We start from the raw sequence: 24,898 nt of genomic DNA, 5'->3' as shown, positions 1-24,898 counted from the left end.
TCACTAAATTTGAACGTATCGGGCGCGGCACGCTCGTTTTGGTGACGCCGAAAAATATCAAAATAAACGACGTATCGGAAATCGCAAAATTCGATAAGATCGCCATGCCAGATCCTAAAAAGGCGATTTACGGTATCAGGACGAATGAGTTTTTGCAAAACGCCAAGATGGATGGGGTAAAAGATAAAATTTTAGCCGTCGCGGGCGTGCCGCAAGTAGTCGCATACGTCATCAACGGCGAGGTGCAAGCAGGCTTTATCAACAGCACCGAGGCGGTCGCCAAAAAAGATGAGTTCGGCTCGATCATCTACATCGACGAGAGCCTCTACAGCCCCGCATTCATCGGCATCGCAAGGCTTAGCGCGTGCGGCGAGCAGGCGCTTTGCGAAAAGGTAATGGAGGAGTTTAAATCGGACCGCTCAAAAGAGATTTTTTCAAAATTCGGTCTTAAATGAGCGACATCGCTTGGATCACGCATCCTTTGCTTTTAAGCGTCAAAGCCCTGTTTTGCAGCTTTTTGCTGCTGATTACGGCAGGGCTAGCAATTGCGTATTTTTTAGCTTTCAGCAAAGCCAAATTTAAAAAGATCGTCGAAATTTTAGTGATTTTTCCGCTCATTTTCCCGCCGATCGCGACGGGATTTTTGCTGCTTTATGTTTTTGGAAAGAGCGGATTTATCGGCTCTGCATTAAATTTAGACATCGTTTTTAACTTTTCTTCATTAGTAATCGCCGCATTTTTGGTCGGGCTACCGCTGTTTGTAAAGCCGGTATGCGCGAGCTTTGAGCTATTTCCGAAGAGCCTAATCGAAGCCGCGCAAATTTTGGGCAAAAACAGAGCTCAAATTTTCCTCCTCGTCATCCTTCCAAGCTCGCTTAAAACGCTCGGCTCCGCGCTCATTTTAGCGCTCTCGCGCGGGCTTGGTGAAGTGGGCATCACGCTGATGCTAGGCGGAAATATCGTGGGCAAAACCGACACGCTAAGCCTTGCGATCATGGGTGCCGTGTATGACGGAGAGAACGAGCGAGCGCTGATTTTAAGCGTTTTGCTCGTAATTTTCAGCTTGATCTTATTCTTCGCGATAAGTCTTTTAGATAAAAAGCAAAATTTATCTAAATAAGAAAAATTATTTTTTAAGTATTTTTGGATAAAATTGCACTCGCATTTCATTTTAAAGGATTTATCATGAAGAAATTTCTAATTTCATCAATTTTAGTCGCAAGCGCCTTGATCGCTCACGAGCACGGCGATATGCAAAATTTCGACCCTAAGACCGGCAAGCACCTTGTCATCGCGATGGAGCAGCTAGGCGAGAAAGGTAATGTAGCCGTCGGCGAGGTCGTAGCGGTCGAGACAAACTACGGCGTGGCGTTTTTCCCGAATTTAAAGGGTCTTACTAGCGGCGTGCACGGCTTTCACGTACATCAAAACGCCGACTGTGGCGCGACCGAGAAGGGCTTAGGCATGAAAGCTGGCGGCCATTGGGATCCGAGCGATACCAAAAAGCACTCGTTTGCTTGGGATGATAGCGGCCACAAGGGCGATCTGCCTGCGCTTTTCGTGGATGCTGAGGGCAATGCGGTCTATCCGGTGCTGGCTCCGAAGATCAAGAGCCTAGATGAGCTAAAGGGCCACTCGCTAATGGTTCACGTAGGCGGCGATAACCACAGCGACCATCCGAAGCCACTCGGCGGCGGCGGCGCTAGAATGGTCTGCGGCGTCATAAAATAGGCTTCGTTGCGGATGAAATTTAATCATCCGCAATTTCTAAATTTAGCAGCCCTGCGGTTAAATTTACGCGATGAAATTTCGCCGTCCGCAGCGCCGAGACACACCCGCTTTGCCGTTAAATTTACACGCGGCGGGCTTTTAATGCAATCTATGCAGCGCGAAATTTTGTATTAAATTTGCGCGCCGCGCAGCACCCCCTCCCGCTTAAAATTTTAAAATTTAACTCCGTTTGCGCGCATTACGCCCTGTTTTTGCCGCAACAGCATCGCAAAATTTTTCAAATTTAAATCAACACTCTAAATTTACAGCGCCGAGCTATTTTGGCAGCGCGGGCTTCATTTAACTTTTTCTTCACGACTTTTTTCTACAATCACGCTAACTTTCACAAAGGAGAGAGAATGAAAAAGATTGTTTTAGCAAGCGTTTTAGTCGCGGGCGTGCTGTTCGCCGCAGATTTTCAAAATAGTACTCCCGAGCAGATCAATGCCGCAGTCGCTAGCGCGGACGCCAAGAGCCTAAGCGAAGCGGCGTTTGAGATCGATAAGCGCGCAGGCGAGTTAAGAGCGCAGGCAAGGGATCTTAAGCGCGGATTTAAGACGGAGTTTAAAAAGAAACTGGACGCTATGAGCGTCGAGGATCGCGAGAAATTCCTAGACGAGTTTAGAAAAAACTATAACGCCCAGGCGGGCAAGCTAAGCGTCGAGCAGGCGGATAGGCTGGATATCGAGCTTAAAGATCGCGGCAATTTCGGCAAATTTAAAAGGCCTGCTCGCGGGTTCGGTCCGCACAGATCGCAGGCAGCTCCAGGAGAGTGCGGTCATATGCCGCCTAAAGGAATGGGCGGAGACGCGGGGCGAGCAATGCCTCCGAGAGACGCGATGCCGTGCAATCAAAACGCGGGCGCCGCTCCGTGTCCTATGACGCAGCAATAGCCGCCCGCGCAAGCTATTTAGTTCCGCGCAGCATTTGCGCGGAATTTTGTTTTAACAAATCGCGGCGTAGAAATTTTAAAATTTAGCTTTGAAGCTTATGCGAGTCGATGAAATTTCACAAAATTTTATCGGTGCAGGCGAGGTTTTGAAATTCTGCGCGGCGAAATTTTAAAGCTCCGGCGTTTTGCCTATAAATTTTAAAATTCCGCGGCGTAAAATTTTAGCCTCTTGCGCCGCTTGGCGCACTGCGTAAATTAATTACCAGGCGAGCAATCTAAATTTACGAAGCGTGCCTTAGAGCCAAGACGTGCCGTTTTAGCCACGATAAAATTTGCCCTGAAATTTTGCAATTAAATTTTTACGTGGAATTTCACAGGGTATAATTTCAAAAATTCTACGCGAGGAGGCGGGCCATGGCAAGAGTTTTGATCGTCGAGGACGAGGGGATGCTGCTAGACATGATGTGCACCTACATGCGCGGCGCGGGGCACGAGGTAAGCGGCAGTAAAAGCTACGACGAGGCACTCGATCTGCAAGATGAACTGCAAAGCTCCTATACGGGCGGCACGGTGCTGCACCTGTATATGAAAGAGCGATCAGCTCGGTAGAAGCCTGCAAGGACCTCGTGCGCGGTGTGGTAAACAACTATAAGCTGCCATATATCACGATAACGCCTGCTTTTAGCGTCTGCGCCAAACACGGTTACATCAGCGGCGAGCACGAATACTGCCCAAAATGCGACGAGTAGCTTTTGGCGGAGTTTAAGACGGCAAATTCCTGATTAAATTATTTTAGATTAATAAGAATAAATCCCATAAGATGATAAAATACCGTTTTGGAAAAATTTGAAACGGTATTTTATGAAAGAAAGATATGGAATTTAAAGACTTTAAAGACGAAAACTATGTAAAATACGATTTTTTATTTTACAAACCCATATGATTGAGAATTTGTATAGTATAGAAATTAAGGAATTTGTAATGACTTTTAGATATAAAATTAAGTGTAATACTTGTGGTAGAAATATTTTAGTACGCTTTGGTATGGGGTATACAGAGTATCAAGAGTGTGAATTTAAATGTGATCAATGTTCATCTGATATAAAATTTTCCATAACAGCTAAACCCCCGCAAGCAATTATAGATTACCTAGAAAATTGCTCCTATAGTGATTTTCAAGATAGTTTATTCCCAGATGATAATAAAAAGTATTTAATAAAAAATTTTCATCAAGATTTTTTATCTACAAAAAAAGATGGTTTTTTTTATAGCGTATTAGAGTTAAATAAAATATTAGAGAAAAGATTTTCATATTCTGGTTCTGCCGAGGGGGTATTAGTGGCTAACTTTACTTTTTTAGAAAAAAATTGGAGAATTGTTAAGCAAGCATGGCAGATGAAGAATAACAATAATAATAATTTTATTGAAGATGTATTAAAAAAATATGAAAGTATAACCATAGAAGGTGTTTGTGGTTTTGAGGATATACTTTTTGACTTTAATAATACAGTGCTAGCGCCTGAATGTTTGAAATATAATAAAATTGCCGAAAAACTAGTACAAGAGTATAAAAGTAAAAAGAGTAAAAGAAAAGAGTTTTTAAAACTAATGGAATACTACAGAGATAATTTGATGGTAGATCATATGGAAAAGTTTTTTAATATATATAGTGACTTTTTCGACTTATACAATGATTTTAGACCTTTTTTAATGTATACAAACCATAAGCTTGATATAAATCTTGATATAAATATAGCAAATCATAATTTCCATAGAACTAAGATGTTTTATGGAAATTTATATGAAGCCTATACTTCAAATATAATTTTTATTTCTCTTTTGCATAACATACATAAAGGAAGGCGATTTGATGAATTTTGTAATTTGACCTTGTCAAAGTATTGTGGGCTCGATAAGTCAAAAAAAACCGAAAACTTTAAAAATACGGAAATGTTTATTTTTTTTGATGATTTTTTGACAAATAAATTGAGAAATGCCTCTCATCATGGGAATATTAAAATGATCGACAATGATGTTTTGGAATATAAATCTGGCAAAGAATCTTTAAAAAGGTACACTATGCATTATGGTCGATATATGCAGATATGTGTAGAATTATTTATTAGATTTGTATCTTTACTACAACTTGAGATATGCTTTTTTTATATATTTAATAAAAAAATAAAATCAGACTTGAAATAGTTTATGTTTGTATTTTAATATAAACATAAACTATGCTGTTTGCCTATCGAGATTCACTTAAAGACAAACTATATGTAGGTTTAAATTTAGCCGTGCCTGATGGAAACAGAGCTAAATTTACGCTTATTTCTCTCCTAGCGGCCAATAAACGATCGGCTTAGCTCCGAGTCTTGCTTCGCCGTGATACATGCCGAGCTTATCTTTCGTCCACGCAAAGCCCGTGTGTCCGTGCTTGTCGATAAAGATGCCGCCGAGCCCTTTGCCTATCCCTGTATTATGCGGGTGCTTTTGAAAGATATTGCCGCCGGCTACGCTTTAAATCAATGCTGCGGCTGTCCGTGTTTAGCCCGGATCACGAATATCTTGCCGCGATTTGCCTTTGCCCTAAAATTTGCACGATCTCCTCTAAGCTTAAAATTTTGCCGTGCGAGTCAAAGCCTACGTTTAGTATGCGCCCCTCCAGGCTGGAAGCGCGGTCGTGCAAGTGTCCGTGAAGCATAAAAGAGCCTTCCTGGGCGCGGTTGTGCTCCTCTACGGGATAGTGAAACATACAGATGCTCATACCCGTTTTGCCGTCCTTTATCGCGCCCGCGCCGCCGTCAAAATTTAGCTCCTTGTAGTGCAGGATATCGCTAAAGATAGGATTTCCGTCCTCTTTTAGCTCGCGTAGCAGCGCTTCTTTGTTTTGGCTAATGAGCGTATCGTGGTTGCCTAAAATCATCACATGCGAGCCGTTTAGCCTGCGCGCGACGCTTTTTAGATCCTTCAATTTATTACAAAATGCAAAATCGCCCAGATCATAAACCGTATCCTCGGACCCCACTACGGCATTCCAGAGCTCTATTAGCTTTTCGTTCATCTCGCCTACGTCGTTAAAAGCCCTAAATTTAGGGCAGTATTTCATAATATTTGCGTGATAAAAATGCAAATCGGAGGTAAAAAATATCATCATTTTTCCTTTAAGCTTTAATCGCTACATCAAATTTGAGCTTTACGTAAATTTACGCGGCGTCAAATATTCGCACGGTAATCGTTAAACTTTTTCTAAAAATTCTTTTATAAAGCCTAGCTTGCCCTGCTCGTCAAGGAATTTGAATTCTCGCTCGTTTGCTTTGATGTGATCGATCAAGGGGTGAAATTCCTCATCAAGCTTGGTTTTATCCAGTTTGCCGGAAAGCGCTTCGTTTTTACTGCGAGCGAAAAATTTATTCACGAGATAATAAGGCGTTTTCATCTTAAAGCAAAAATCGTTTTGGCTTGGGATATACACCATAAAGCCCTCGAATTTCGCCTCTTTGACTATATTTTTTAGCTCCGAAAAGCTCGTTTTTAGATACTGCTCGCCCTCCTTATAAAAAGGTCTTTTTAGCACTCCGGCAGTGCTTGCGGCGATCTTATCTAGCTCAAATTCGCTCTCTTGCGCGCCGGTTTTAGCGTCGATAAGTCCGATAAAAGTCTCGCCAAGCTCCTCTTCTACGATGTGCGGATCGCTCTCGTCGGTGATCTCAAATAAAAAAGTTTTATTTGGATAGCGTTTGAAAATCTCTTCAAATTTACAGCAGTGCTCGCGCGTCATCTGCGCAAATCTACTATCGGTCGATCCCGTCGTGGAGTAGATGACGCGGCGGTTAAAGCTCGCGCCGCTTTCGCCAATATCTACGTAGGTGCAACACCCCAAAAAGCCGTTTACCTTTCGCACGGCAAGCACGGGCGTATCGTCTGTGATATCGATAGGATAAAGGCTTTTGCGCGAGGTAAATTCCGAGTAGTTATAGACCTTTTTAAATGGACGCACGATGATATTTAGATCATCGTCCATTATGAGCCCGCGCATCTCAAGCAACGCCTTATCCCAATCGGCTTTGAAAAAGACGCGTTTTGAGTATTTATAGGTGCGAAGCTCGGGATAAAGCTCGCTTTGACGCGCGCTCCAGAGCCTTTTATCCTGCGTGGCGGCGATATATTTTTTCGTTACGTAGGTATTTTGCACCGTATCAAAGGGCAGATCGCGCCTGTTTAGAGCCGCCGCGTCTTTGATCTTTTGCGCTACGCTTTCGCTCATAGGATTGACGGGCGGGATCAAAATTTCGCCCTCTATTTTGTTGTTTGCGACCTTGATAAACATCGCTATCACCGTATCTTCATCGACGCCGTGCTCGGAGGCGAAGAAATTTTGCATTCTAAAGCACTCGAAAATAAATCCATTTTGGGCGGCTTGCTCTTTTAGGCTTAGCAGCTCTTTGGTGCGCGCGCTCACGTTGCTAAGCACTATAAGAACGTCTTTATCTTTGTTTTCCAGGACAAATTTATACGCCTGCTTTATCTCGCGGGCGACTTTGCGCTTTGCATCCTCCAAAAGCTTCGGCGACCAAGTATAAACCCCCATCTCATCGGTTAGAAACATATCGTTTTCCAGATGATAAATTTGCGCCTGCGGGTATTCGTTTTTAAATTCTTTAATTTTCTCTTTTGCGAAAGTCGTTTTACCCGAGCCCGCGTGTCCGCGAACGACTATAAATTTTCTCATTTTACCGCCTTGATTTTATGTGGCGATATTCTACCTGAAATTTGCATATTTTGCTATCATGTGCAAAAATTTAAGGCAAAAGTTAAATACGAATGAAAGTAAATTAAAACAACCGAAGTTTTATTGCCTGCGATAAAATTTAGTATGTAAATTTTCAAATTTAACTCGTATTGTAAAAATTAAATTTACGTTATTTTTTTAGCAAAATAGGCCTATTGGGGGTTATGTGGCATAAAGGCGAGAAATTTTAGCGACTGAATGCAGCTTGTTGGTTCAAAAGAAGCAAAGCGCTCGCCAAAACCGTCGCAAATTTGCCTCAATCTTCTATCTCAAAGTAGTAAGAAATAGGCAAAATTCGACCCTTTTTATCGATAAACACGCTTTTGTAGTCTACACTAGCGGCCGTCGCGTTGCCCTCAAAAACAAATATGCTATCGAATTTTGGTTCTATGGCGACCTTGCCGTCTATGTCTAGGCAACCGCTTTTTCTATTTACCTTGAAATTTAACATTCCGCCGTAAAACTCATCAAATATATAGTCGAATTTTTGTAGCTCAAGGATAAATTTATCGCTTTTATCTATGATACCCCACAGCTCGCCGATCCTCACTACGGCACGTTCTTCTTTAAATTTATTTACTTCGTCAAAACGCGGTTCTATCGCGAAATTTCCGCTTTTGTCTATGAAGCCCCATTTGCCGCCCGATTTTACGGCCGCTAGTCCTTCGCTAAAGAGCGACGCTAATTCAAATTTAGGCTCTATAACGACGCTTGCGTCCTTGTCCACAAAGCCATAAAGTCCGTTAAATTTTACGGATGCTAAGCCTTCTGTAAACTTTAATGGGTAGTTGAAATTTAGCTTTGAAACGGTAGCGCCGCTTTTGTCTATCACGCTCCATTTATCGCCGATGCGCACCGAGGCTAGTCCATCGGAAAACGACCTTACCTCGTCATAGCGCGGAGGAATGATTGTTTTGCCGTTTTTATCCACGTAGCCGTATTTCATCCTGCCGTATTTCATCTCACCCACGACTATCGCGCCATCTCTGAAGGCTATACCCATATCGTCAAATTTGGGTTCTACTACGACCTTACCTGTTTTATCTATGAGGCCGAATTTGCCGCTTTTGGCGATGCCTGCTAACCCCTCGGTAAAGCTAGTTTTAAAGCCCGTACCGGGCGCCAAACGTAAGGCAAGTCTGCCGCTTTCGTCCATAAAAAAGGTCTGTTCGCCTATAAAAACCACGCAAAGACCGTCAGAAAAGGTTCCTGTGACCATAAAATTTTTACCTACGGCTTTTATGTTGCCGTCTTTATCTACGGCGTTACCGTCCGCAAAAACCAGCCCGTAGTCCGCTAGCTCGCCCTGCCCAATTATTTTAGCTTCAAGACCTAGCAAGCCTAAAAGTAGCATCGCTAAAATTTTTTTCATTTTTGTCCTTTTGTAAATTTGAGGCTAATTTATCCCGCCCAGCAGCTCTTGCGTCTGCTCGAAGCTAAAGCCCTCTTCGGCGTCTTGTTTTAGGAAGTTATCTATAAATTCTTTTTTCGAGATAGCAAGGTCTAGCTCCTTGTCGCTGCATCTTTGATATGAGCCGATGCGGCCGGTCATTTTATTTGTCATGCCGCCGGTGCTGGTCGCCGCGGCTAGGTTACCATTTTTATCCATCGCGACCGCGCCCGCTTTTTTAGTCGAGCCGTCCATAATCGAGGCGTCGAGCTCGTTAAATCCGTCGGCGGTAAATACCGCGCCCTTGCCCGCGTTGAAATTCGGATCGTCCTCAAGCACCATTATCGCCGCCGTTACGGCATCCATCGCGCTGCCGCCTTTCTCAAGCACGGCTTGACCCGCCAAAAGCGCCTTTTTCATCGGCTCCTCGCGGATTTTAAATTCCTCTTTGGTTAGATCAAGTCCGCTGGTGCCGCCGTGAATGACGATAACTGGGGAAAATTTCTCCTGCGCATTCGCAGCCGTTAGCCCGAGCAGGGTCAAACTCGCCGCCATAAAAACGGCCTTTGAGAGTGAAAAGTGCTTCATATCTCGCCCTTTCGAAAAAATTGCAGAATTTCTAAGGAATGATATAACTTTGCGCTTTTCGTTTCGCTTAATCAAATGCGAATTTGGCTGGATCTAAATCTAATGCTTTGAGCTTAGGATTAAGCTTTCGCCGTCAAATTTAACGCGACTCAATTTGTAGCACAATCTGATGGATCGATTTAAATTTTATAAATTTGAGTTTGAGCGTTGGCAAAATTTAATTACTGTAGCTTGATAAATTTCAACCGTGCGTCATAAAATTTTAGCGCGCGGCCGTATTTTAAACGATGGTATGCGAGCGAGTTCAAGCGCAAAGCGCATAAATGCTAGCAAGGCGGGCTCTCGATCAAAGAGTTTGAAAAAAGCTTTAAATCAAAACGCCTCAAGCTCGCCGTGCGCAATCATTTAGTGTTGCGTCGGAACCGACGCCAGTATGTTTTGACGGCTCAATCGCAGCTTTTTTCTCCGCGGCAAAGGCGCGCCAGGTCGTATTTTAGCAGCACCAAGCCAAGGCCTAGCAAGAAAAGGTCTTTAAAAATAAAGCCGTCGATCTTGCCCAGCTGCGGCAGTAGGCTGAGCGTAGTCAGCGCCATGACGATCACGATGAGATCGCCCACGATGCCCGCCTTCGGCTTGAAAAAGCCCGCGATGAGCGAGAGATAACCCACGGTCTCCACCACGCCCAAAAAATAGCTCGCGCCGGCGTCCCCGAGCGCTGACGGTAAAAACGAAAGCCACGTCTGCGAAAAGAGCGGCTTTAAAGCCTCCACCTCGAACTCAAACCACTTGTAGTTACCCATCACGGCAAGCACGATGATAACGGAAAGTCTAGCGAATATAATATCCGCGTCGCCTGCGACAAATTTTTTTACGATCTCCCTCATACGGCTCCTTTGTAAATTGTGTAGCGGTATGATAGCGAGCTTGCGTGTAGGCTACGTGAAGGGGCGAAATTTCAAATCTACGGCTCCGCAAAATTTGAAATTCCATGCCGCGCGCCGTAAAATTTTAGCGTGCGCATCGTATGATTTAATGTGCACGCCGTAAAATTTTAGCGTGCATACAAAATTTTAAAATTCGCGCCCAAATTTAAGCTATAATCGCTTCAAATTTTAAGGAGCCGCAAATGCTAAAATCATATCCTCTTGCGATGCAAGGCGTGGAGTTTCGCGGACACGGCGTGACGGGCATTTATGAGATGGGCGAGCGGATTGCCTTCGTCCACTTTGCCTTTGCGGCCCCTAGCGAGCAAAATACCGCCGCGAAGCTAACGCCCAGCTACGTGCTGCTAGATACATTTTCGCGCGATTTTAGCGAACATAAAAGATCGGTGCTTGCCTACGAGCAGCGCGAAATTTTCTCTGCCGCCTCCGCGCTTTGTTACCCGCAGGACGGCCACTTCGTGCTAAATACGAGATACTACGAGGGCTTCGTCGATTCGCCCGCAAAGCTCATCAAAATACAAGACGGCGAAATGAGCGAACTTGGCGACGCTCCTGCGCCCGTGAAGCAGATCTACAACGATGCGCGAACCTACGAATTTGAGGGCTTTGCCGTGCGGATGAGTTCGCCCTTTATGATGGAGTGCATAGCTTCGCAGGACGAGTCAAATTTAAACGATGCGGCGGCTGATTTAGGCGGCACGCCAAATTCTAGCGGCACAATGGGCGAGAATTTAAAAAATTCCTCCGAAAATGTCGGCGCGGCGGCTGTTTGTAAAGCGAGCAAAAGCGATCCACGCAATGAAACGAGCGAGGCGAAAGATAAAATTTCAAACGGCGGCAAGCAAACGCGCAAAAAAGCGGTCGCAAAAGGCAAAACGCTTTGGCGGCTGAAGCTCGGCGCGTATCTATATACGCCTGTCTGCCTGCGCGGCGCAGCGGCGTCGCATTTTGATGCGCAAGGTAAGCGGCGGGGTCTCGAGACGCTGTATTTCGGCACCGCGGGCAAGGGCGGGCATCTATATGCCGTAGACGCGGCAAGCGGCGAGGTGATCTTTAAGCTTGACACCGGCGGCACCGAGCATTTCGCGTGGTGCGAGGATAAAATTTTACTCGCAAATCGCCGCGGCAAGCCCGTTTTGATTAGCGCGGACGACGGCTCGATCTTAAAAGAGGTGGAATTCGGCAAGTTTCAATTCGGCTCGGATCAGATCATGCTCGCTAGCGGCGGGCGCCTCTACGCCGTGGCAAACGACGGAGCCGCGATGCATGCGGTCTGCGCGGATATTTAAATTGGACAGATTAAAATTCGGCTTATAGTTGTAGATTAAATTTAAACGCAAGGCTTGAAGCGTCGAACGCTTTGGATATGAAATTTACCTATTTAAGTCTCATGTCCGCTAGCCGCAGCACCCTTGCGAGCCGCATCCCATCTCTCGCCCATTCGGAAAATGCCAAAAACCGCGAATTCTTTGGTATAAAGCACGCCGTAGCTCACTTACTAAGTAAAATTTACTCGCTTTGCGTGCCGTTTCGAACTGAAATCCAAATCCCGTGCCTTAAAATTTAAAGCGGTCGCGGCAAATTTCAAGGCACGAAGTGGTGCGAGCTGCCGCGAAATTCCATAGAGCTTTGCGGCGTGCGCGGGCAAACCTCGGCGATGATATTGATCGAAACGCCCGCCTTAGCGGCAATCGCGTAGATTTTAGGCAAAAACTTCGGCACGAAGCTAAACAAAATCTCGTACTCCTCGCCGCTTTGCAGCGCAGCCTCGCTAGGGCGGGCGATCCAGCGCGCACCCACGCCGCTAGCCTCCAGCAGGCGGGGCAGATCCTGCGCGAGCCCATCGCTAATGTCCATCGCCGCGCTGATGAACTTCGCCGCCTTGTAAAAAAACTTATCATGCAAAACGGGTCTGACGAAGCGCGAATTCTTTGAAATTTTTGCGCGCAGATCCTCGCGTAAGCGATATGAGCCACTACCCGGCACAGGATTTTCGCATGCGGAGCTTTGCGATGTAGAATTTTCGCATGCGAGGCTTTGCGCCGTAGGACTCTTGCGATCCTCTCCGCTATGCGACACGGAATTTTGCGCCGAAATTTCGGCATCCAAGCTCTGCGGCTTGACGTACGCAGGAAAAATTTTATCGTCCAGACTTTGCGGCTCAAGATCTAAAATTTGTATTGCCGAAGTTTCGGTGTCCAGGCTCTGCAGCTCGGCGCGCGCAGGTGAAATTTTATCGCCCGAGCTTTGCACCTCATCGCTTGGGTCTTGCGCCGACGAAATTTTATCGTTTCGGTTTTGCGTCTGCGAGCTAGTGGGCGAAATTTCATCTCTTAAAAGCACCGCCAGATCGCGCCCGACGCTGCCTAGCTCACCCGTATACGCGATGAGATCGCCCGCGCGCGCGCCGCTGCGAAACACGGGGCGCTTACACTTGCCGATCAGGCTCACGCTAAGTGCGATGCGATCCGAGCCGATCGTGTCACCGCCGATGATCCGTATGCCCCACTCGCGCGCCGTTTCGCTCACGCCCGCGCACAGCTCGTCGATCTCGCGCGTGCCGATCTCGCGCGGCAGCGCAAGCCCCAGCAGGGCGTATTTGGCGCGCGCATTCGTCGCGATCATATCCGAGATGTTTACGAGCATCGCCTTTGCGCCGATCTCGCGCAGGCTCAGCCAGCCACGGCGGAAGTGCACGCCCTCGACGAAAAGATCCTTGCAATACGCTCGCTCGCCGATTACGGCGCAATCATCGCCGTTAAACTTCGATCTAAATTTCTCAAAAATATACCGCTCTTTATCCATGCGCCCTCAGTTAAATTTAGCGTTACGCCGCAGCCTCGCGAAAGCTAAGAAGCCCGAATTTGCGGGCCTTTATTTAAATTTCGTCGCGCACGCGCAGCAGGAGTTCTACGCTCCGCTTTGTAAGATTATAGCGTAAATTTAGATTTTCGCCGCGCGAGTTTGGCTGCGGTTCGGTGCGACTCGATAGCAAAATTAGAAATCGCGTGAGTTTTGAGGCTTTAACGCGGCTCGGTACGGACGAGGTCTGCGATAAAACGGTGCCCACCGCACAAGCAGTCCCCAAAGCCTAGCTCTAGCTCGCGCGGCACCGAACCGCGTTCATAGCACGCTCAAAAGCGCCAGCAAAGCTTCATACGCTAGCAAAATTGCGGCTTTTAATGGCCGCAATGTAAAGACGATGCGCTGCGAAAACAAATCGCCGCGCAGGCACGCATGCTGCTTCAAATCTACGGCGCGGGTATAAATTTTGCTTTCAAAATCGGGCTTTAAAAGCGCGAGCTCCGCCGTGCGGTCTTAACCCGCCGCAAGCCCGCACCGCCTTCAAACGGCATAAAATTCTGCCGCGCCTCAAGCGCTCAAACCGCACAACGCCCCAAGCCGAATTTCGTCGCAGCGCAGCGGCAAAATTTCACGAAACGCCGCCGCCCGGTAACCCGCTAGCTTTTCTTTAGCTCCGCAAGCTCGCGCAGAACCGCCTCCTTGCTCTTGCGATCTTTTAGCGCATCGTAGCACTGCGCGAGCAGCTCTAGCGCGTGGGTCAGAGCCTGCTTATAGGCCGGCAGCCGCTGATATGCCAAAAGCGCCGCCGCGTCGTCTCTCATCGCCGCAAAATGCTTCAGCGCCGCGGACGGATCGCCGCGTATCATCGCGATCTCGCCTAAAATCTCGTGCCCGTCGTAACCCGAGTGCTCGTATGCGGTGTCGCGCATGCCCTCGTAGAGCTTTACCGATCTGTCCGCATAATCCTGCGCCGCGGCTAGATTTTTCTGCGCATAGCTCATAGAAATTTTACTCGCGCCCGCCTCTTTGTAAATCGCCAAAAATTGTCGCGCGATCTGTAGATAAAGCCTGCCCGTATCGGGCTCCGTCGCATCCGAAAGCTCCGCTGCGACAAGCAGATGCTCTAGCGCGGCGGCACACTCGCCCAGCCCCGCATGCAGCTGCGCGTAATCCCGCGCGAGCGAAGCCCTACGCGCGCGCTCGTCCGATCCGTCCTCTATAAACGGGCGCAGATGCAAGCAGTGCGCCTCCCATGCGGCCAAATCTCGCAGTGCGCGACGCTTGGGCTCAGGAGCGGGCTCATTCAAAGCGGAGCTAGCCTTAGCGCGCAGATACTCGCACGCGCCGCCAGCTCTTCCTTCGGCCTCATAAGGATCGGGCACGAGCGCTTGCAATCGGGCGAAAATTTCCTCCGCGCGCACGGGATCGCTCTGCAAAAACATAGTCCAAACAAACAGCGCCCGCCCATATTCGCGCACAGCGCCCTTACGATCGCCGCGAGCCTCGTAGATGCGCCCGAATGTATAAGCGCTCTCGTAATTTACGGCATCGGCATATATCTCCGCTACCCCGTTTCGCATGGAGTTTGCGTCCGTCGCCAGCGAGACGGCGGCGTCGGTATCGCCGCGCTGCAGCGCGATGCGCGCACGAATAAATCTGCTAAAAATCCGCCCTACTTCGATGCGCTTTAGCTCGCTAAGCTCCTGTGCCCGCACGGCGAGCTCTTCGGCGCGAGAGATCTCTTTAGCAAGCAGCGCCCGATCGGCATTTTCTAGCAATCTCCAAATTTCGCGCATAGAAGACGCGGTGGAATTTTTAACGGCAGCATTCGCGGAGGCTATGTTTTTTGGCATGGAAACCTCTGACGGGGCGGAATTTTTGACGGCATTACCTGCACCGGTAGAATTGTCGGCATCCTTTACGACGGCGCCGTTTGCGGCATGGGCGTTTTCGGCAGGCGGCGGGACCTGCGTGCAGGCGGCAAGGAGCAGGCCGAGCGCGATGTAAGGTAAAATTTTCATAGGTGACCTTCGGAATTTTAGCTCAATTATAGCAAAACAAAGTTTAAATTCCGCGGCGGAGCTTGCGTCTGCGCAGAGCGGCGAGCTAGCCTAGATAAAATTTTAAAATTCTACCGAGCGACGTTCGTAAGCTGCGCAAGTTTGGGCGCGGACTTGCGTACGGCTCGATAGCAAAATCGGCAATCGCATGAGCTTTGAGACTTTGATGCGGCTCGGTATGACTACTTGATGCGGACGGAGGCCTGCGATAAAACAGCGCCTGAGGCTATTTCTTGCTTGCGCCCGCCTACGCTCACTCGCGCAGATGACGGCTCTTTAAAACGGCGAGCTTGAAATTTTAAAATTTAGCCGTAGCCGCCGGCAAGATTAAATTTAAACGCTGCGTAAGCGTAGCAAGTCAAGTAATGTTTTTGTCGAGCCGCCCGCGACAAAAGTCATATCGGACGTTTGAACGCACGCGGCTGCAAAAGCTGCAATGAAATTTGGAAAAATTCCGAAGAATTAGAAAAAATTGAAGCTACTTAACGCTCGCCGTTAAGACTTCCGCTCCCTTTCTCTCTTTAAATTCCGCTTCAGAAAGACCATTATTAGCGCATTTGCGCTACTACTTTCAAAGATTGATTGTTATTTTTTAAGATCCTCGCTAATTCGCTCAGGGTGCTTTATATAAAAATCCACTTCAGACCAATGTCTATTGGGATCTCCGTTAAGGTGCTTTAAATAATCTCTTGCTTTGTTTGCATTATTACACTCTTTGTCGTTGATCACATCCTTTGGCTGCATTTTCTCGCAAAGCTCTAGTTTTGCTTTTGCTTCTAGCGGCGCGAGCAGATAATCCGCAACCGTTTTTTTAGGCTCGTCTTCCTTGCACCCGGTAAGACCTAAGCCTACGATAGCCGTAAAGCTCAACAAAAAAATTCGTCTCATTTTTTCTCCTTTTAAATGGTGCCTAATTGTATATTTATTAAACTTAATTTTCGTTTTTTATATTGTCTTTTAAAGCAGAATAAAATTTCGGGCGGCGCAAACCGCCCGAAACGTAGCCCGAAATACCGCGCTAAGCCTTACTGCTCGTAAAAGCCGCTCGGTTTGGAGATCGTGTCGATGTAGATGTTTTTGGTCTGGGTGTAGTGCTCCAGGATCATCTTGTGCGTCTCGCGACCGATGCCCGATTCTTTGTAGCCGCCAAACGGCGCGCCCGCGTGGATCTGGTTGTAGGTATTGACCCACACGCGACCCGTCTCAAGCAGGCGTGCGACCGTGAGCGCTTTTGCGATGTCGCGCGTAAATACGGCGCCGCCTAGTCCGTAGAGGCTGTCGTTTGCCATGCGGACGAGCTCGTCTTGATCTTTAAATTTAATCACGACGCCCACAGGACCGAAGATCTCCTCCTGCGCCACGCGCATGTCGTTGCGCACGTCCACGAGTAGCGTAGGCTCGACAAAAGCCTCTCCCGCGCTATGTCGCTTGCCGCCCACGGCGATCTTAGCGCCCTCTTCTACGCCGATTTTTACGTACTCTAAAATTTTATCGGCTTGCTTTTTGTTGATCTGGCATCCCATCTGGGTGTTCGGATCGAGCGGATCGCCCACCTTGATGCGCTTAAATTTCTCCACTAGCGCCGGTACGAATTTATCGTAGATGCCCTCCTGCACAAAAATTCTACTTCCCGCGCAGCAGACTTGACCTTGGTTGAAAAGGATCCCCAGCTGCACGCCGTCGATCGCAACGTCGAAGTCGCAATCGTCAAAGATGATATTTGCGCTCTTGCCGCCGAGCTCAAGCGTAGCGGGGATGATTTTTTGCGCTGCGGCTAGCGCTATGCCTCTTCCAACCTCGGTAGAGCCCGTGAACGCGAGCTTATCTAGCCCTTTGTGAGTGCGGACGAACTCGCCTGCCTTGCTTCCCTTACCGGTTACGACGTTGATGACGCCCTTTGGAAGCAGCGGCGCGATTAGGCGGATAAACTCCAAAATGCTAAGGCTGGTCTCGGAGCTTGGCTTAAACACGCACGTATCGCCCGCGGCAAGTAACGGAGCGAGCTTCCACGCGCCCATCAAAAACGGGAAATTCCACGGTACGATCTGTCCTACTACGCCGATCGGCTCGCGCAAGACGACGGATAGATAGCGCTCTTTTAGCATATTGGCGCTGCCCTCCTCGCCCAAGATCACGCCCGCAAAATAGCGGAAATGCTCGATCGACCACGCTACGTCGACCGCGCGCGTCTCGCGGATCGGCTTGCCGTTGTCGATAGTCTCTACGGTCGCGATGAACTCGGCGTTTTGCTCTAGGACGTCGGCGATCTTATTTAGCAGCGCGCTGCGCTCATAAACGCTAGTGCGGCGGAAGCTCTCAAACGCCTTGCGGGCCGCGGCGACCGCTCTATCGACGTCCGCCTTGCTAGCATCTGCGATCTTTGAAATTTTCTCGCCGGTAGCGGGATTAAAAACGTCTAGGCTCGCGCCGCCTTCGGCACCCACAAACTCGCCGTCGATGAAAAGCTTATAGCTTGGTTGGATTGTAGCCATGCTTACTCCTTACGTGAAATATGACATTCGCTATTATATATCCGCGGCGGTTAATGCGGCATAAATTTCGGAGCGAAAATCGGTTAAAATTTCGCGGTGTGCAAATTTGAGAAGCAATGCGACGCGCGCGAAATTTTAAAATTTGATCTGCGTGCGCGACAGCGGAGCTTTGAAGCGGCTTTGAAGCGGTGTGAAATTTAACCGAGAGCGAGCGGCGAAATTTCAAAAGGTAACGTTTACGAAACGAGAGCAGAAATTCGGCTGCGATAAAATTTCAGAATTTGGCTTTGCTAAATTCTGAAATTCGGTTGCGTTAAAATTTTAAAATTTGGCTCCGTCGGAATTTTGAACTCGGCTTCGTTAAAATTTTGAAATTTTGCGAAGTAAAATTTCTAAAAGATTTTGCGGAATAAATTTCTAAAACTATCTTTAGCGGAGCGAGCGGTTTAAATTTACGACGCGCGACGATCGAGTCCGCACCCGCAGCCCGAAAGGAAGCCTCCGATAAAATTTTAAAATTTTACGGGATTAAATTTCTAAAGCATTTTTTGAGATGGAATTTCTACAACTATCTTTCGCGCAAACTTTGCAAGCCCCTTAACGCTCGCCCGTAAAGCTCGCTTGGACACGGGCGACATCCGAGCAAGACGAAAGTGCGGCGCCGAAAGACGGCATTACAATTAACCTCAGGCGTTTCGTAAAAGCATATACAGGCGGCGTAACCCGCCCTACTCGCAGCCCTCGGGCGCAGCGAGCGTAACCGCTCTAGCGTGCAGCCTAAGCTCGTGTACACAGCTTTGGACGCAGAAGCACACCACTCTAGCGCAGTCGGACGCGGGAGCGCAATCGCTCGCACCGCAACCTAAACACAGTGATCCAACGCTCGCATCGCGACTCGCGACCCGTTCGAGCACAAGGGAGGACAACCGCTCTGCGTGTATCAGGCTTATTCAAGCCAAAAAATCAAACTATGCGCACAAAACTCATGTTATCGCAAGAAATGCGCGCTTTGAATTCGTTTGAGCGGGAGAGTGCAAACCGCTTAAAATTTTAAAATTTGGGCTCAAAAAAGGTTTCTTCGTGGATGTTGGCAAAGGCGGCTTGCAGGCTGATAAAAAACCTCGGATGGGTCTTTTCGTACTGCGCCAAAAGCTCCTTCGTAGCGGCACGCGCGGTAGGCTCCTTGCCACCGTATTGCTTCGCGGGGCAAACCTCCTCCTCGCGCATGATCGGAAGCTCGTTATCTCTAGCACAAGCGGCGATTTGGCGCTCGCGCGCAAGAATGAACGGACGGATGATCACAAGCCCGTTTTCGGCGACATAGCGCGGAGCGAGAGTTCGAAGCGCACCGTTGAAGGTGAAATTCATAAAAAAGCTCTCCGCGGCGTCGTCGAGGTGGTGGGCGATGGCGATCTTATTAAAGCCGTGTTCAAGCGCGTAGGAGTAGATGTATCCGCGCCTCATACGCGAGCAAAAGCTGCAAAACGTAGTGTTTGCGCGGATCTTTTCCTTGCCGAATTCAAAAATTTTAGTATCGATTATCTCGTAGGGGATCTCGTGCTCTTTAAAATGGGCGCTTATCTCGCGCAGGTCCTCGCCGATACCGTAGGTGACGGTAACGGCTCGAAACTCCCAATCTAGCGGGCTTACGCTTTGGAAGTGCTTCAGCACGTGCGCCAGGCTCATACTGTCTTTGCCGCCGCTAAGAGCTAGTAAAATTTTATCGCCGCGCTCGAACATCTTGTATTTGGCGTTGGTTTGTCCGACGCGGCGAAGTAGCTTTTTGGAGAGGTTTATCATAACCTCTCGATCATTTTTAGGACAAAATCTGCGCTCGTCTGCGCGCTTTTTACCATAAACTCGTCAAAGTCGAACTCGGCTTTGTGCCCCGCCTCGTCGCTTATCGCGCGCAGCACGCAAAACGGCACGCCCAGCGCGTCGCACACCTGCGCTACGCTCGCTCCCTCCATCTCGACCGCGCTCGCATCAAACGTCCGCTCGATCCAGCTTTTACGCTCCTCACCGCTTACGAACTGATCGCCGCTAGCTATGACGCCTGATTTTAGCGTGATGCCTAGCTGCTCGGCGACGCTTTGCGCGATGGAGTTTAGCTTCGTATCGGTTTGAACCGAAATTTTACTTCCCGGCACGAATCCGTACGGATGTCCAAACGCCGTGATATCTAGATCGTGCTGCACGAGCGAGGTGGCGTATAAAATTTCGCCGATCTTAATGCCGCGCTTCAAAGCTCCCGCGACGCCCGTAAAAATGAGCGCGCGCGCGCCGAATTTCTCGATCATAACCGTAGCGGTCAGGGCGGAATTTACCTTGCCGATCTTCGAATATGCGATCACGAGATCGTGACCGTTAAGCTTAGCGGCGTAGAATTTATTATTCGCATGCTCCACAGCCTCCACGCTCACGCCACGCTCGCGCAGCGCGAACAGCAGCGGCTCGATCTCTTCGGGCATCGCGCCTAAGATCGCAACTTTCATCCGTTCTCCTTTGCAAATTTCAAAAACTCATCTAAGCTCGCAAGATCCGTGATGCTGAAGGTCGGCTTCTGCGTGATCTTTTTGTTTATCCCTTTTAAAACCGCCGCGCCGAACTCGACAAAGCAGTCTGCCTCGCCCTCATAATTTTTGATGCTTTGCTTGTAAAGCACGGGGCTGATAAGCTGGGCTTTAAGCAGCTCCAGCGCTTCGGATTTTGTCATATATGTTCGCGCCGTGGCGTTAGCGACGACGGGAGCGAAGCTCTCTTTTAGCGCGGGGCGTAAAAATTCCAAAAGCTCGTCGCTGGCACTCCCTAGCATCGGGCAGTGGCTTGCGACGCTCATATTCAGCAGCATCGCGCGCTTTGCACCCGCAGCCTTAAACTCGCCCTCGAGTGCTGCGAGATCATCTTTTTTGCCCGCAACTACGATCTGCCCGTCGCAGTTATAATTCGCCGCCCAAACCTGCTTGCCTACACTCGCCGCATCCGCGCAAATTTTTTCAACCGCCTCGTCGGCAAGAGCCAAGATCACCATCATTCCGGCGCCTTTGCCCTCGCAGGCGTTCTGCATAAGCCTGCCGCGAATATTTACTAGCTTTAGCATCCGCTTTGGTTCTATGCCTCCCGCAGCGCTTAGCGCGCTAAACTCGCCCAGCGAATGCCCGAGCAAAAACTGCGGAGCGATATTAAGCTTTTCTTGATCCAGCCTTTCTTGCAGCGCCGCAAGCGCCATCATAGAATTTAGCGCGATAGCAGGCTGCGTAAATTCCGAAACGTCGAGCTTGTCGTTAGGCTCAAATAGTAAATTTTTAAAATCGATACCGGTAAAGTCTGAAGCCTCATCCAAAAGCGCGCACGCAGAAGCGGAGTTTTCGTAAAACTCCCTGCCCATGCCTACGCTTTGGCAGCCCTGTCCGGGGAAGATAAAAGCGAATTTCATAAAAAATCCTAATGCTCGTGGTGGTGCCCGCCGCAACACTCGTGATCTTTTCCGTGATCGTGACCTCCGCAGCATTCATGACCGTCTGCATGCCCATGACCTCCGCAACACTCGTGATCCTCCGCGTGATCGTGTCCGTGTCCGCCGCAACACTCGTGTCCCTCGTGATGATGGTTATGTCCGCAACCGCAGCTGTGCGCACCCTCCGGCTGCCCGGTAAGAATTTCGTCCGCCGTCGCTTCGCGGTTCTCGACGATTTTTACGTTAAATTCCAGCTCCTTGCCCGCGAATGGATGGTTAAAGTCGATGGTAACGTCCTGCTCGCCGATAGATTTGACGCTCACGCGGGTAGTCGCGCCGTCCTCCGCCTGACCGAAAAGCTCCATACCGACGACCAGATCGATGCCCGCAAACTGCTCTTTAGGCAGGATTTGCACGGCGTCTTCTCTATACTCGCCGACCCCGTCACTAGGGCTTATTAGAACCGTTTTGCTCTCGCCCGCTTGTAGATTTAAAATTTCATCTTCCAGCTTTTGGATGATTTGATCTTTGCCGCTAAGAAAGGCGATCGGGTCGGAGTTTAAATTTGACTCTAAAATTTCGCCGGTTTTGCCGTCTTTTAGCTCATAATGCATCTTTATAACTCGGTTGTTAGCCATAGTTTTCTCCTGTTTAGAATTTTATTTTGAGTTTGTATTTAAATTTAGATTATCTAGTGGGCGCGGCTTTGGCTTCTTTGGAGTCCGGATATGAAGCCTTTAGCGCTTTGTAGAATTTATCTGCGCTGTCTTTATCGCCGATCTTATCGAAGCTGATCGCGGTGTGATAGAGGAGCTTTGGGGTGTAGTCTTGGCTCTCGTTGTGCGAGATGCTCTTTTTGTAATAGTTTATCGCTTCTGCGTATGAGCCGGAAAAATATGAAATTTCGCCCAGCATATAGTTTGCCTTCGCTGGCTTGTAATTTTTGGATACTAGATGGGTGTAGCGCTCTTTTGCGCCGGAATAGTCTTTTTTAGCATATAAAGCATCGGCCTCTTTCAACACCGAAGCCTGATCTTTTGATTTAAAATCGGAATCTGTTTTTGTGCTAGCGGGAGCCGGAGCAGTGGCTGCGTCTAATTCAGCGTTTTTTTTTACGCTGCCGCCGCTACCTAATTTTTTATTGATCTCCGCGATTTGAGCTTTTATAGTAGCAATGTCTCGTTTCATCTGATCTAGCTCGCTGCTGCCTTGGCTTTTGCCGGTAGCGCGAATTTCTAGATCCGCTACCCTGTTTTCCAGGTTCGAAATTTTAGAATTTGTTCCTTCAAGGACACTTCGCAAACCTTCGACGCTCTCGCGTGTATTATCTACGCTAGTTTGCATCTCGCTTATACGCTTGCGATTGTCACGCAATACCTGCTCGTTTTCAGTTAGTCCGTAAGAGCTGCCTGAATCAATATTGCCAGCATCAAATGCAGAAGTTTCTGCATTTAAAAAAGTGGCAGCTCCCAAAAGAGCTGCCACCGTGAAATTTTTAAATTTCAAATTAGAATCCAACTTTGAATTCGTCGCGTCTGTTTTGAGCGTCGCACTCTTTAGAATGCTCTGTGCAAGCCATATTGCTCTCGCCGTAGCTTACTACGGAAATTCTGCTCTCATTTACGCCTTGAGCAACCAATGCGTCTTTAGCTGCAGTAGCTCTCTTTAGACCAAGAGCATAGTTGTACTCATCAGAACCCCACTCATCGCAGTTACCCTCAACTTTAACAGTTAGAGACTCTGCGCCTGCTTGGTTGAATAGAGCTGCGTTATTATTGATTGTGCCTTGTTGATCGGCTCTAATATTAAATTTATCAAAGTCGAAATAAACAGTGCCAACTTCACTTTGGATCTGAGATGCCAAAGCAGCTAGTCTATCTGCATCACTTGTACTTGTAGTATCGGCCTCTGGGGTCTTTTTAGAACAACCGCTCAATAGTAGAGCAGCAACTGCTATCGAAGATAAAACTAAATGTTTCATTTTCTATCCTTTCAAAAAAAATTGAAGTCATTATATCACGAGATTTTTTAATATTTTACCAATCAACCGATTGAATTTTACCCACTCTTAACGGAAATTGGAAACTTTTATTCTCATTAACTCTGATAATACCTACCGAGCTTCCGCTGCCGTCTTGCTTGATAAACATAATGCTGCCGCCATCGCTAGAAAATCTAGGAAACATATTTTTGCCGCTAGCCGTTAACTGGCGAATCATATCGGTTTGAGTTGAGATTAAATATATATTAAATCCGCCCCCGCCGTCGCGACTAGAGTAAGTAACATAATTACCATTTGTGCTGATGGAGTTATTATTTTTGCCGTGATAGACGAGCTGCTGAACGTTGCCGCCGTTTATGCTAGTGGCAAATACGTTCGGATAACCTAAACGATCGCTCACAAAAGCCACGCGCGAATCGCCGTCGATAAAATTTCCATTTACATCAATGCCAGCGTAATCTGTAATTTGCTTAGCGCTGCCCGAGGCTATATCATATAAATAAATATCGGGTTGATCTTTAGGCGCATTAGTGATTAAAAGCTTTCTGCCGTCGGCGCTTACATCTGAAGCTATTGTCATGCCGTGACCGGTAAAAATTTTACTCTTGCTACCGTTGGATAGATTAAATTTATAGATAGCAGGGGTATTTTTATTGACATAGTAGGTATAATAAAATTCGTTCTGCGCCGCGCTTGCCCATTTAGGGAAGATATTTAATCCGCCGCGAAGCACCACCTGCTGATAGGTAAGCGTATAATCAGCCACCATGATCTCGCTCTCACGCGTCGAAGTGTAGCGCGATAGCAAAATCATCTCCTTCATCCAATCGACGTTTGAGTACCCTAGCTGCTTGACGATCTCAGATACCGCCATATGGGCTAAAAACGGATATTTCTCGGCATTTGAAAGCGTAAAGCTCTTCTCGTACATCACCCTGCCGCTGTTCGCCTCGAGCACTTTGGCTTTTAGGCTCATCGGCGAGCTTTTATCACTTACCGCGTAGCGCACGATCAGAGCGGCACCGCTAGAGCCTAGATTATCGGAAGCGCCCGCATCATAGCTGCTTTGTAGATACTCGTCACTGACTTCAAAAGTCGCGCCGACCTTTAGATCGCCCACCATAAGTTTAAAGAATTTGTTGCCAAATTCTGAATTTGCAAGGTTCGATGCATCCTGAACAACGATTTTAGGGAGATTTACCCCTTCGTTTACGATAGACATAGTCGCATCTGCCGCGAAAATGCTACTACAAAATGCAAGAATCAAAAGTAGTTTCTTCATCTTTTCTCCTTAATTTGATCTGATTTAACATTATATTTTAAAAAAATCGCAAATTTACGAGGCTTATTGTCTGGCGCTTTTACAAAGCGTTGTTCCGAAAGCCTCACCAAAAAGTTCTTAAGTTTTTTGCGGAATATTTCATCCCCCTCCAAATAATCTGTGCTATAATCAATAACTTTCCCATCAGCACTTAAGCTTACGTTGAGTAGCACGCTGCCTTCAGCAGGAGTCATTTTTTGCGCCCACCACAAATAACCCAGCTGCTTTTTAACATCATTATAATAAATTTTAATTTTATAGGAATTTTGAATTTCGGTGTTTAAATTTGAAGAGGTAGAATTTTTAGCAGAATCCACATCTTCTGCAAAAAGCATACAGCAAAAGGCAAAAATACAAAAAAGTCTCTTCACTTTTTTCCCTTACAAAT

Annotated in this window: 23 protein-coding genes and 2 pseudogenes; 7 read left to right on the top strand and 18 right to left on the bottom strand. The window is 47.7% G+C overall.

Going from position 1 to position 24,898, the window contains the following annotated elements; genetic code table 11:
• Positions 1-41 precede the first annotated feature (41 nt).
• The 6 genes and pseudogenes from Q0380_RS06365 to Q0380_RS06340 all read left to right on the top strand — a co-directional run bounded on the left by Q0380_RS06365 (position 42) and on the right by Q0380_RS06340 (position 4,864).
• Positions 42-455 (top strand): substrate-binding domain-containing protein, encoded by a 414-nt coding sequence (locus tag Q0380_RS06365; RefSeq protein WP_298961774.1) that lies wholly within the window; start codon positions 42-44, stop codon positions 453-455.
• Entirely contained in the window at positions 452-1,120 is a 669-nt protein-coding gene (locus Q0380_RS06360; RefSeq protein WP_298961543.1) for an ABC transporter permease subunit, read from the top strand. Before Q0380_RS06365 ends, Q0380_RS06360 begins: the two co-directional genes overlap by 4 nt.
• 65 nt (positions 1,121-1,185) lie before the next feature.
• Positions 1,186-1,731, top strand: a complete 546-nt coding sequence (locus tag Q0380_RS06355) for a superoxide dismutase family protein (RefSeq protein ID WP_298961540.1) — start codon at positions 1,186-1,188, stop codon at positions 1,729-1,731.
• A gap of 398 nt (positions 1,732-2,129) precedes the next feature.
• Positions 2,130-2,663, top strand: coding sequence for a DUF1104 domain-containing protein (locus Q0380_RS06350; protein ID WP_298961537.1), 534 nt, complete (start codon positions 2,130-2,132; stop codon positions 2,661-2,663).
• Positions 2,664-3,181: 518 nt separating this feature from the next.
• Positions 3,182-3,411 (top strand): annotated as a pseudogene (gene nrdD / locus Q0380_RS06345) (anaerobic ribonucleoside-triphosphate reductase); the annotation flags it as partial.
• A 232-nt stretch (positions 3,412-3,643) separates the two neighbouring features.
• Positions 3,644-4,864, top strand: a complete 1,221-nt coding sequence (locus tag Q0380_RS06340) for a hypothetical protein (RefSeq protein WP_298961534.1) — start codon at positions 3,644-3,646, stop codon at positions 4,862-4,864.
• 352 nt (positions 4,865-5,216) lie between these two features.
• Here the strand turns inward: Q0380_RS06340 and Q0380_RS06335 are convergent, their stop codons facing one another.
• From Q0380_RS06335 to Q0380_RS06310, 6 genes and pseudogenes are all read right to left on the bottom strand, one after another.
• A complete protein-coding gene (locus Q0380_RS06335; protein ID WP_298961531.1) occupies positions 5,217-5,813 on the bottom strand; it encodes a phosphoesterase in 597 nt (198 codons plus the stop codon).
• A gap of 84 nt (positions 5,814-5,897) precedes the next feature.
• Positions 5,898-7,391, bottom strand: a complete 1,494-nt coding sequence (locus Q0380_RS06330) for an RNA ligase (protein ID WP_298961528.1) — start codon at positions 7,389-7,391, stop codon at positions 5,898-5,900.
• Positions 7,392-7,707: 316 nt separating this feature from the next.
• A complete protein-coding gene (locus tag Q0380_RS06325; RefSeq protein ID WP_298961525.1) occupies positions 7,708-8,823 on the bottom strand; it encodes a WG repeat-containing protein in 1,116 nt (371 codons plus the stop codon).
• A gap of 24 nt (positions 8,824-8,847) precedes the next feature.
• Positions 8,848-9,096: an isoaspartyl peptidase/L-asparaginase gene (locus Q0380_RS06320; protein ID WP_298961771.1), complete on the bottom strand. Its 249-nt coding sequence runs from the start codon at positions 9,094-9,096 to the stop codon at positions 8,848-8,850.
• Positions 9,085-9,396: pseudogene (locus tag Q0380_RS06315) on the bottom strand (isoaspartyl peptidase/L-asparaginase); the annotation flags it as partial. The gene Q0380_RS06320 and the pseudogene Q0380_RS06315, both read right to left, overlap by 12 nt.
• 479 nt (positions 9,397-9,875) lie before the next feature.
• Positions 9,876-10,313 carry a DUF417 family protein gene (locus Q0380_RS06310; RefSeq protein ID WP_298961522.1) on the bottom strand — a complete coding sequence of 146 codons (438 nt, stop codon included), beginning with the start codon at positions 10,311-10,313 and terminating at the stop codon, positions 9,876-9,878.
• Between the two features lie 242 nt (positions 10,314-10,555).
• On the opposite strand from Q0380_RS06310, the gene Q0380_RS06305 reads away from it, so the two are divergent.
• Positions 10,556-11,662 (top strand): PQQ-binding-like beta-propeller repeat protein, encoded by a 1,107-nt coding sequence (locus Q0380_RS06305; RefSeq protein WP_298961519.1) that lies wholly within the window; start codon positions 10,556-10,558, stop codon positions 11,660-11,662.
• 295 nt (positions 11,663-11,957) lie between these two features.
• Here Q0380_RS06305 and Q0380_RS06300 read toward each other — a convergent pair whose 3' ends face one another.
• The 12 genes from Q0380_RS06300 to Q0380_RS06245 all read right to left on the bottom strand — a co-directional run bounded on the left by Q0380_RS06300 (position 11,958) and on the right by Q0380_RS06245 (position 24,881).
• Positions 11,958-13,178: a thiamine-phosphate kinase gene (locus Q0380_RS06300; protein ID WP_298961516.1), complete on the bottom strand. Its 1,221-nt coding sequence runs from the start codon at positions 13,176-13,178 to the stop codon at positions 11,958-11,960.
• 656 nt (positions 13,179-13,834) lie between these two features.
• On the bottom strand, positions 13,835-15,199 hold the full coding sequence (locus Q0380_RS06295; protein ID WP_298961513.1) for a hypothetical protein: 1,365 nt from the start codon (positions 15,197-15,199) through the stop codon (positions 13,835-13,837).
• A gap of 624 nt (positions 15,200-15,823) precedes the next feature.
• Positions 15,824-16,126, bottom strand: coding sequence for an EexN family lipoprotein (locus Q0380_RS06290; protein WP_298961510.1), 303 nt, complete (start codon positions 16,124-16,126; stop codon positions 15,824-15,826).
• A 137-nt stretch (positions 16,127-16,263) separates the two neighbouring features.
• Positions 16,264-17,730, bottom strand: a complete 1,467-nt coding sequence (locus Q0380_RS06285) for an aldehyde dehydrogenase family protein (protein ID WP_297942885.1) — start codon at positions 17,728-17,730, stop codon at positions 16,264-16,266.
• Between the two features lie 1,050 nt (positions 17,731-18,780).
• Complete coding sequence (locus Q0380_RS06280) at positions 18,781-19,530, bottom strand: ATP-binding protein (RefSeq protein ID WP_298961507.1); 750 nt, start codon at positions 19,528-19,530, stop codon at positions 18,781-18,783.
• Positions 19,527-20,225, bottom strand: a complete 699-nt coding sequence (locus Q0380_RS06275; protein ID WP_298961504.1) for a 5'-methylthioadenosine/adenosylhomocysteine nucleosidase — start codon at positions 20,223-20,225, stop codon at positions 19,527-19,529. The genes Q0380_RS06280 and Q0380_RS06275 overlap by 4 nt, the downstream gene beginning before the upstream one ends.
• Positions 20,222-21,166 (bottom strand): ACP S-malonyltransferase, encoded by a 945-nt coding sequence (locus tag Q0380_RS06270; RefSeq protein ID WP_298961501.1) that lies wholly within the window; start codon positions 21,164-21,166, stop codon positions 20,222-20,224. Before Q0380_RS06270 ends, Q0380_RS06275 begins: the two co-directional genes overlap by 4 nt.
• A gap of 8 nt (positions 21,167-21,174) precedes the next feature.
• Positions 21,175-21,825, bottom strand: coding sequence for an FKBP-type peptidyl-prolyl cis-trans isomerase (locus Q0380_RS06265; RefSeq protein WP_298961498.1), 651 nt, complete (start codon positions 21,823-21,825; stop codon positions 21,175-21,177).
• A gap of 49 nt (positions 21,826-21,874) precedes the next feature.
• Positions 21,875-22,693, bottom strand: coding sequence for a tetratricopeptide repeat protein (locus Q0380_RS06260; protein ID WP_298961495.1), 819 nt, complete (start codon positions 22,691-22,693; stop codon positions 21,875-21,877).
• A gap of 1 nt (position 22,694) precedes the next feature.
• Positions 22,695-23,168, bottom strand: a complete 474-nt coding sequence (locus Q0380_RS06255) for an OmpA family protein (protein WP_177389412.1) — start codon at positions 23,166-23,168, stop codon at positions 22,695-22,697.
• 55 nt (positions 23,169-23,223) lie between these two features.
• Positions 23,224-24,471 carry a Tol-Pal system protein TolB gene (gene tolB / locus Q0380_RS06250; protein WP_177389413.1) on the bottom strand — a complete coding sequence of 416 codons (1,248 nt, stop codon included), beginning with the start codon at positions 24,469-24,471 and terminating at the stop codon, positions 23,224-23,226.
• Entirely contained in the window at positions 24,468-24,881 is a 414-nt protein-coding gene (locus tag Q0380_RS06245; protein ID WP_297962711.1) for a hypothetical protein, read from the bottom strand. Before Q0380_RS06245 ends, tolB begins: the two co-directional genes overlap by 4 nt.
• Positions 24,882-24,898 lie beyond the last annotated feature (17 nt).

Source organism: uncultured Campylobacter sp., assembly GCF_937959485.1.
Taxonomy (GTDB): Bacteria; Campylobacterota; Campylobacteria; order Campylobacterales; family Campylobacteraceae; genus Campylobacter_B.
The sequence above is the reverse complement of the archived record's forward strand: the minus strand, read 5'-3'. Positions and strand labels throughout refer to the sequence as shown.

Bases quoted from the DNA above. Each gene is read 5' to 3' on its own strand.
- Q0380_RS06295 (WP_298961513.1), bottom strand. From the start codon at position 15,199: ATGAAAATTTTACCTTACATCGCGCTCGGCCTGCTCCTTGCCGCCTGC.
- Q0380_RS06335 (WP_298961531.1), bottom strand. From the start codon at position 5,813: ATGATATTTTTTACCTCCGATTTGCATTTTTATCACGCAAATATTATG.
- Q0380_RS06320 (WP_298961771.1), bottom strand. From the start codon at position 9,096: ATGGACGGCTCGACTAAAAAAGCGGGCGCGGTCGCGATGGATAAAAAT.
- Q0380_RS06350 (WP_298961537.1), top strand. From the start codon at position 2,130: ATGAAAAAGATTGTTTTAGCAAGCGTTTTAGTCGCGGGCGTGCTGTTC.
- Q0380_RS06325 (WP_298961525.1), bottom strand. From the start codon at position 8,823: ATGAAAAAAATTTTAGCGATGCTACTTTTAGGCTTGCTAGGTCTTGAA.
- Q0380_RS06265 (WP_298961498.1), bottom strand. From the start codon at position 21,825: ATGGCTAACAACCGAGTTATAAAGATGCATTATGAGCTAAAAGACGGC.
- Q0380_RS06270 (WP_298961501.1), bottom strand. From the start codon at position 21,166: ATGAAATTCGCTTTTATCTTCCCCGGACAGGGCTGCCAAAGCGTAGGC.
- Q0380_RS06280 (WP_298961507.1), bottom strand. From the start codon at position 19,530: ATGATAAACCTCTCCAAAAAGCTACTTCGCCGCGTCGGACAAACCAAC.
- Q0380_RS06290 (WP_298961510.1), bottom strand. From the start codon at position 16,126: ATGAGACGAATTTTTTTGTTGAGCTTTACGGCTATCGTAGGCTTAGGT.
- Q0380_RS06285 (WP_297942885.1), bottom strand. From the start codon at position 17,730: ATGGCTACAATCCAACCAAGCTATAAGCTTTTCATCGACGGCGAGTTT.
- Q0380_RS06340 (WP_298961534.1), top strand. From the start codon at position 3,644: ATGACTTTTAGATATAAAATTAAGTGTAATACTTGTGGTAGAAATATT.
- Q0380_RS06255 (WP_177389412.1), bottom strand. From the start codon at position 23,168: ATGAAACATTTAGTTTTATCTTCGATAGCAGTTGCTGCTCTACTATTG.
- Q0380_RS06275 (WP_298961504.1), bottom strand. From the start codon at position 20,225: ATGAAAGTTGCGATCTTAGGCGCGATGCCCGAAGAGATCGAGCCGCTG.
- tolB (WP_177389413.1), bottom strand. From the start codon at position 24,471: ATGAAGAAACTACTTTTGATTCTTGCATTTTGTAGTAGCATTTTCGCG.
- Q0380_RS06310 (WP_298961522.1), bottom strand. From the start codon at position 10,313: ATGAGGGAGATCGTAAAAAAATTTGTCGCAGGCGACGCGGATATTATA.
- Q0380_RS06300 (WP_298961516.1), bottom strand. From the start codon at position 13,178: ATGGATAAAGAGCGGTATATTTTTGAGAAATTTAGATCGAAGTTTAAC.
- Q0380_RS06330 (WP_298961528.1), bottom strand. From the start codon at position 7,391: ATGAGAAAATTTATAGTCGTTCGCGGACACGCGGGCTCGGGTAAAACG.
- Q0380_RS06360 (WP_298961543.1), top strand. From the start codon at position 452: ATGAGCGACATCGCTTGGATCACGCATCCTTTGCTTTTAAGCGTCAAA.
- Q0380_RS06305 (WP_298961519.1), top strand. From the start codon at position 10,556: ATGCTAAAATCATATCCTCTTGCGATGCAAGGCGTGGAGTTTCGCGGA.
- Q0380_RS06355 (WP_298961540.1), top strand. From the start codon at position 1,186: ATGAAGAAATTTCTAATTTCATCAATTTTAGTCGCAAGCGCCTTGATC.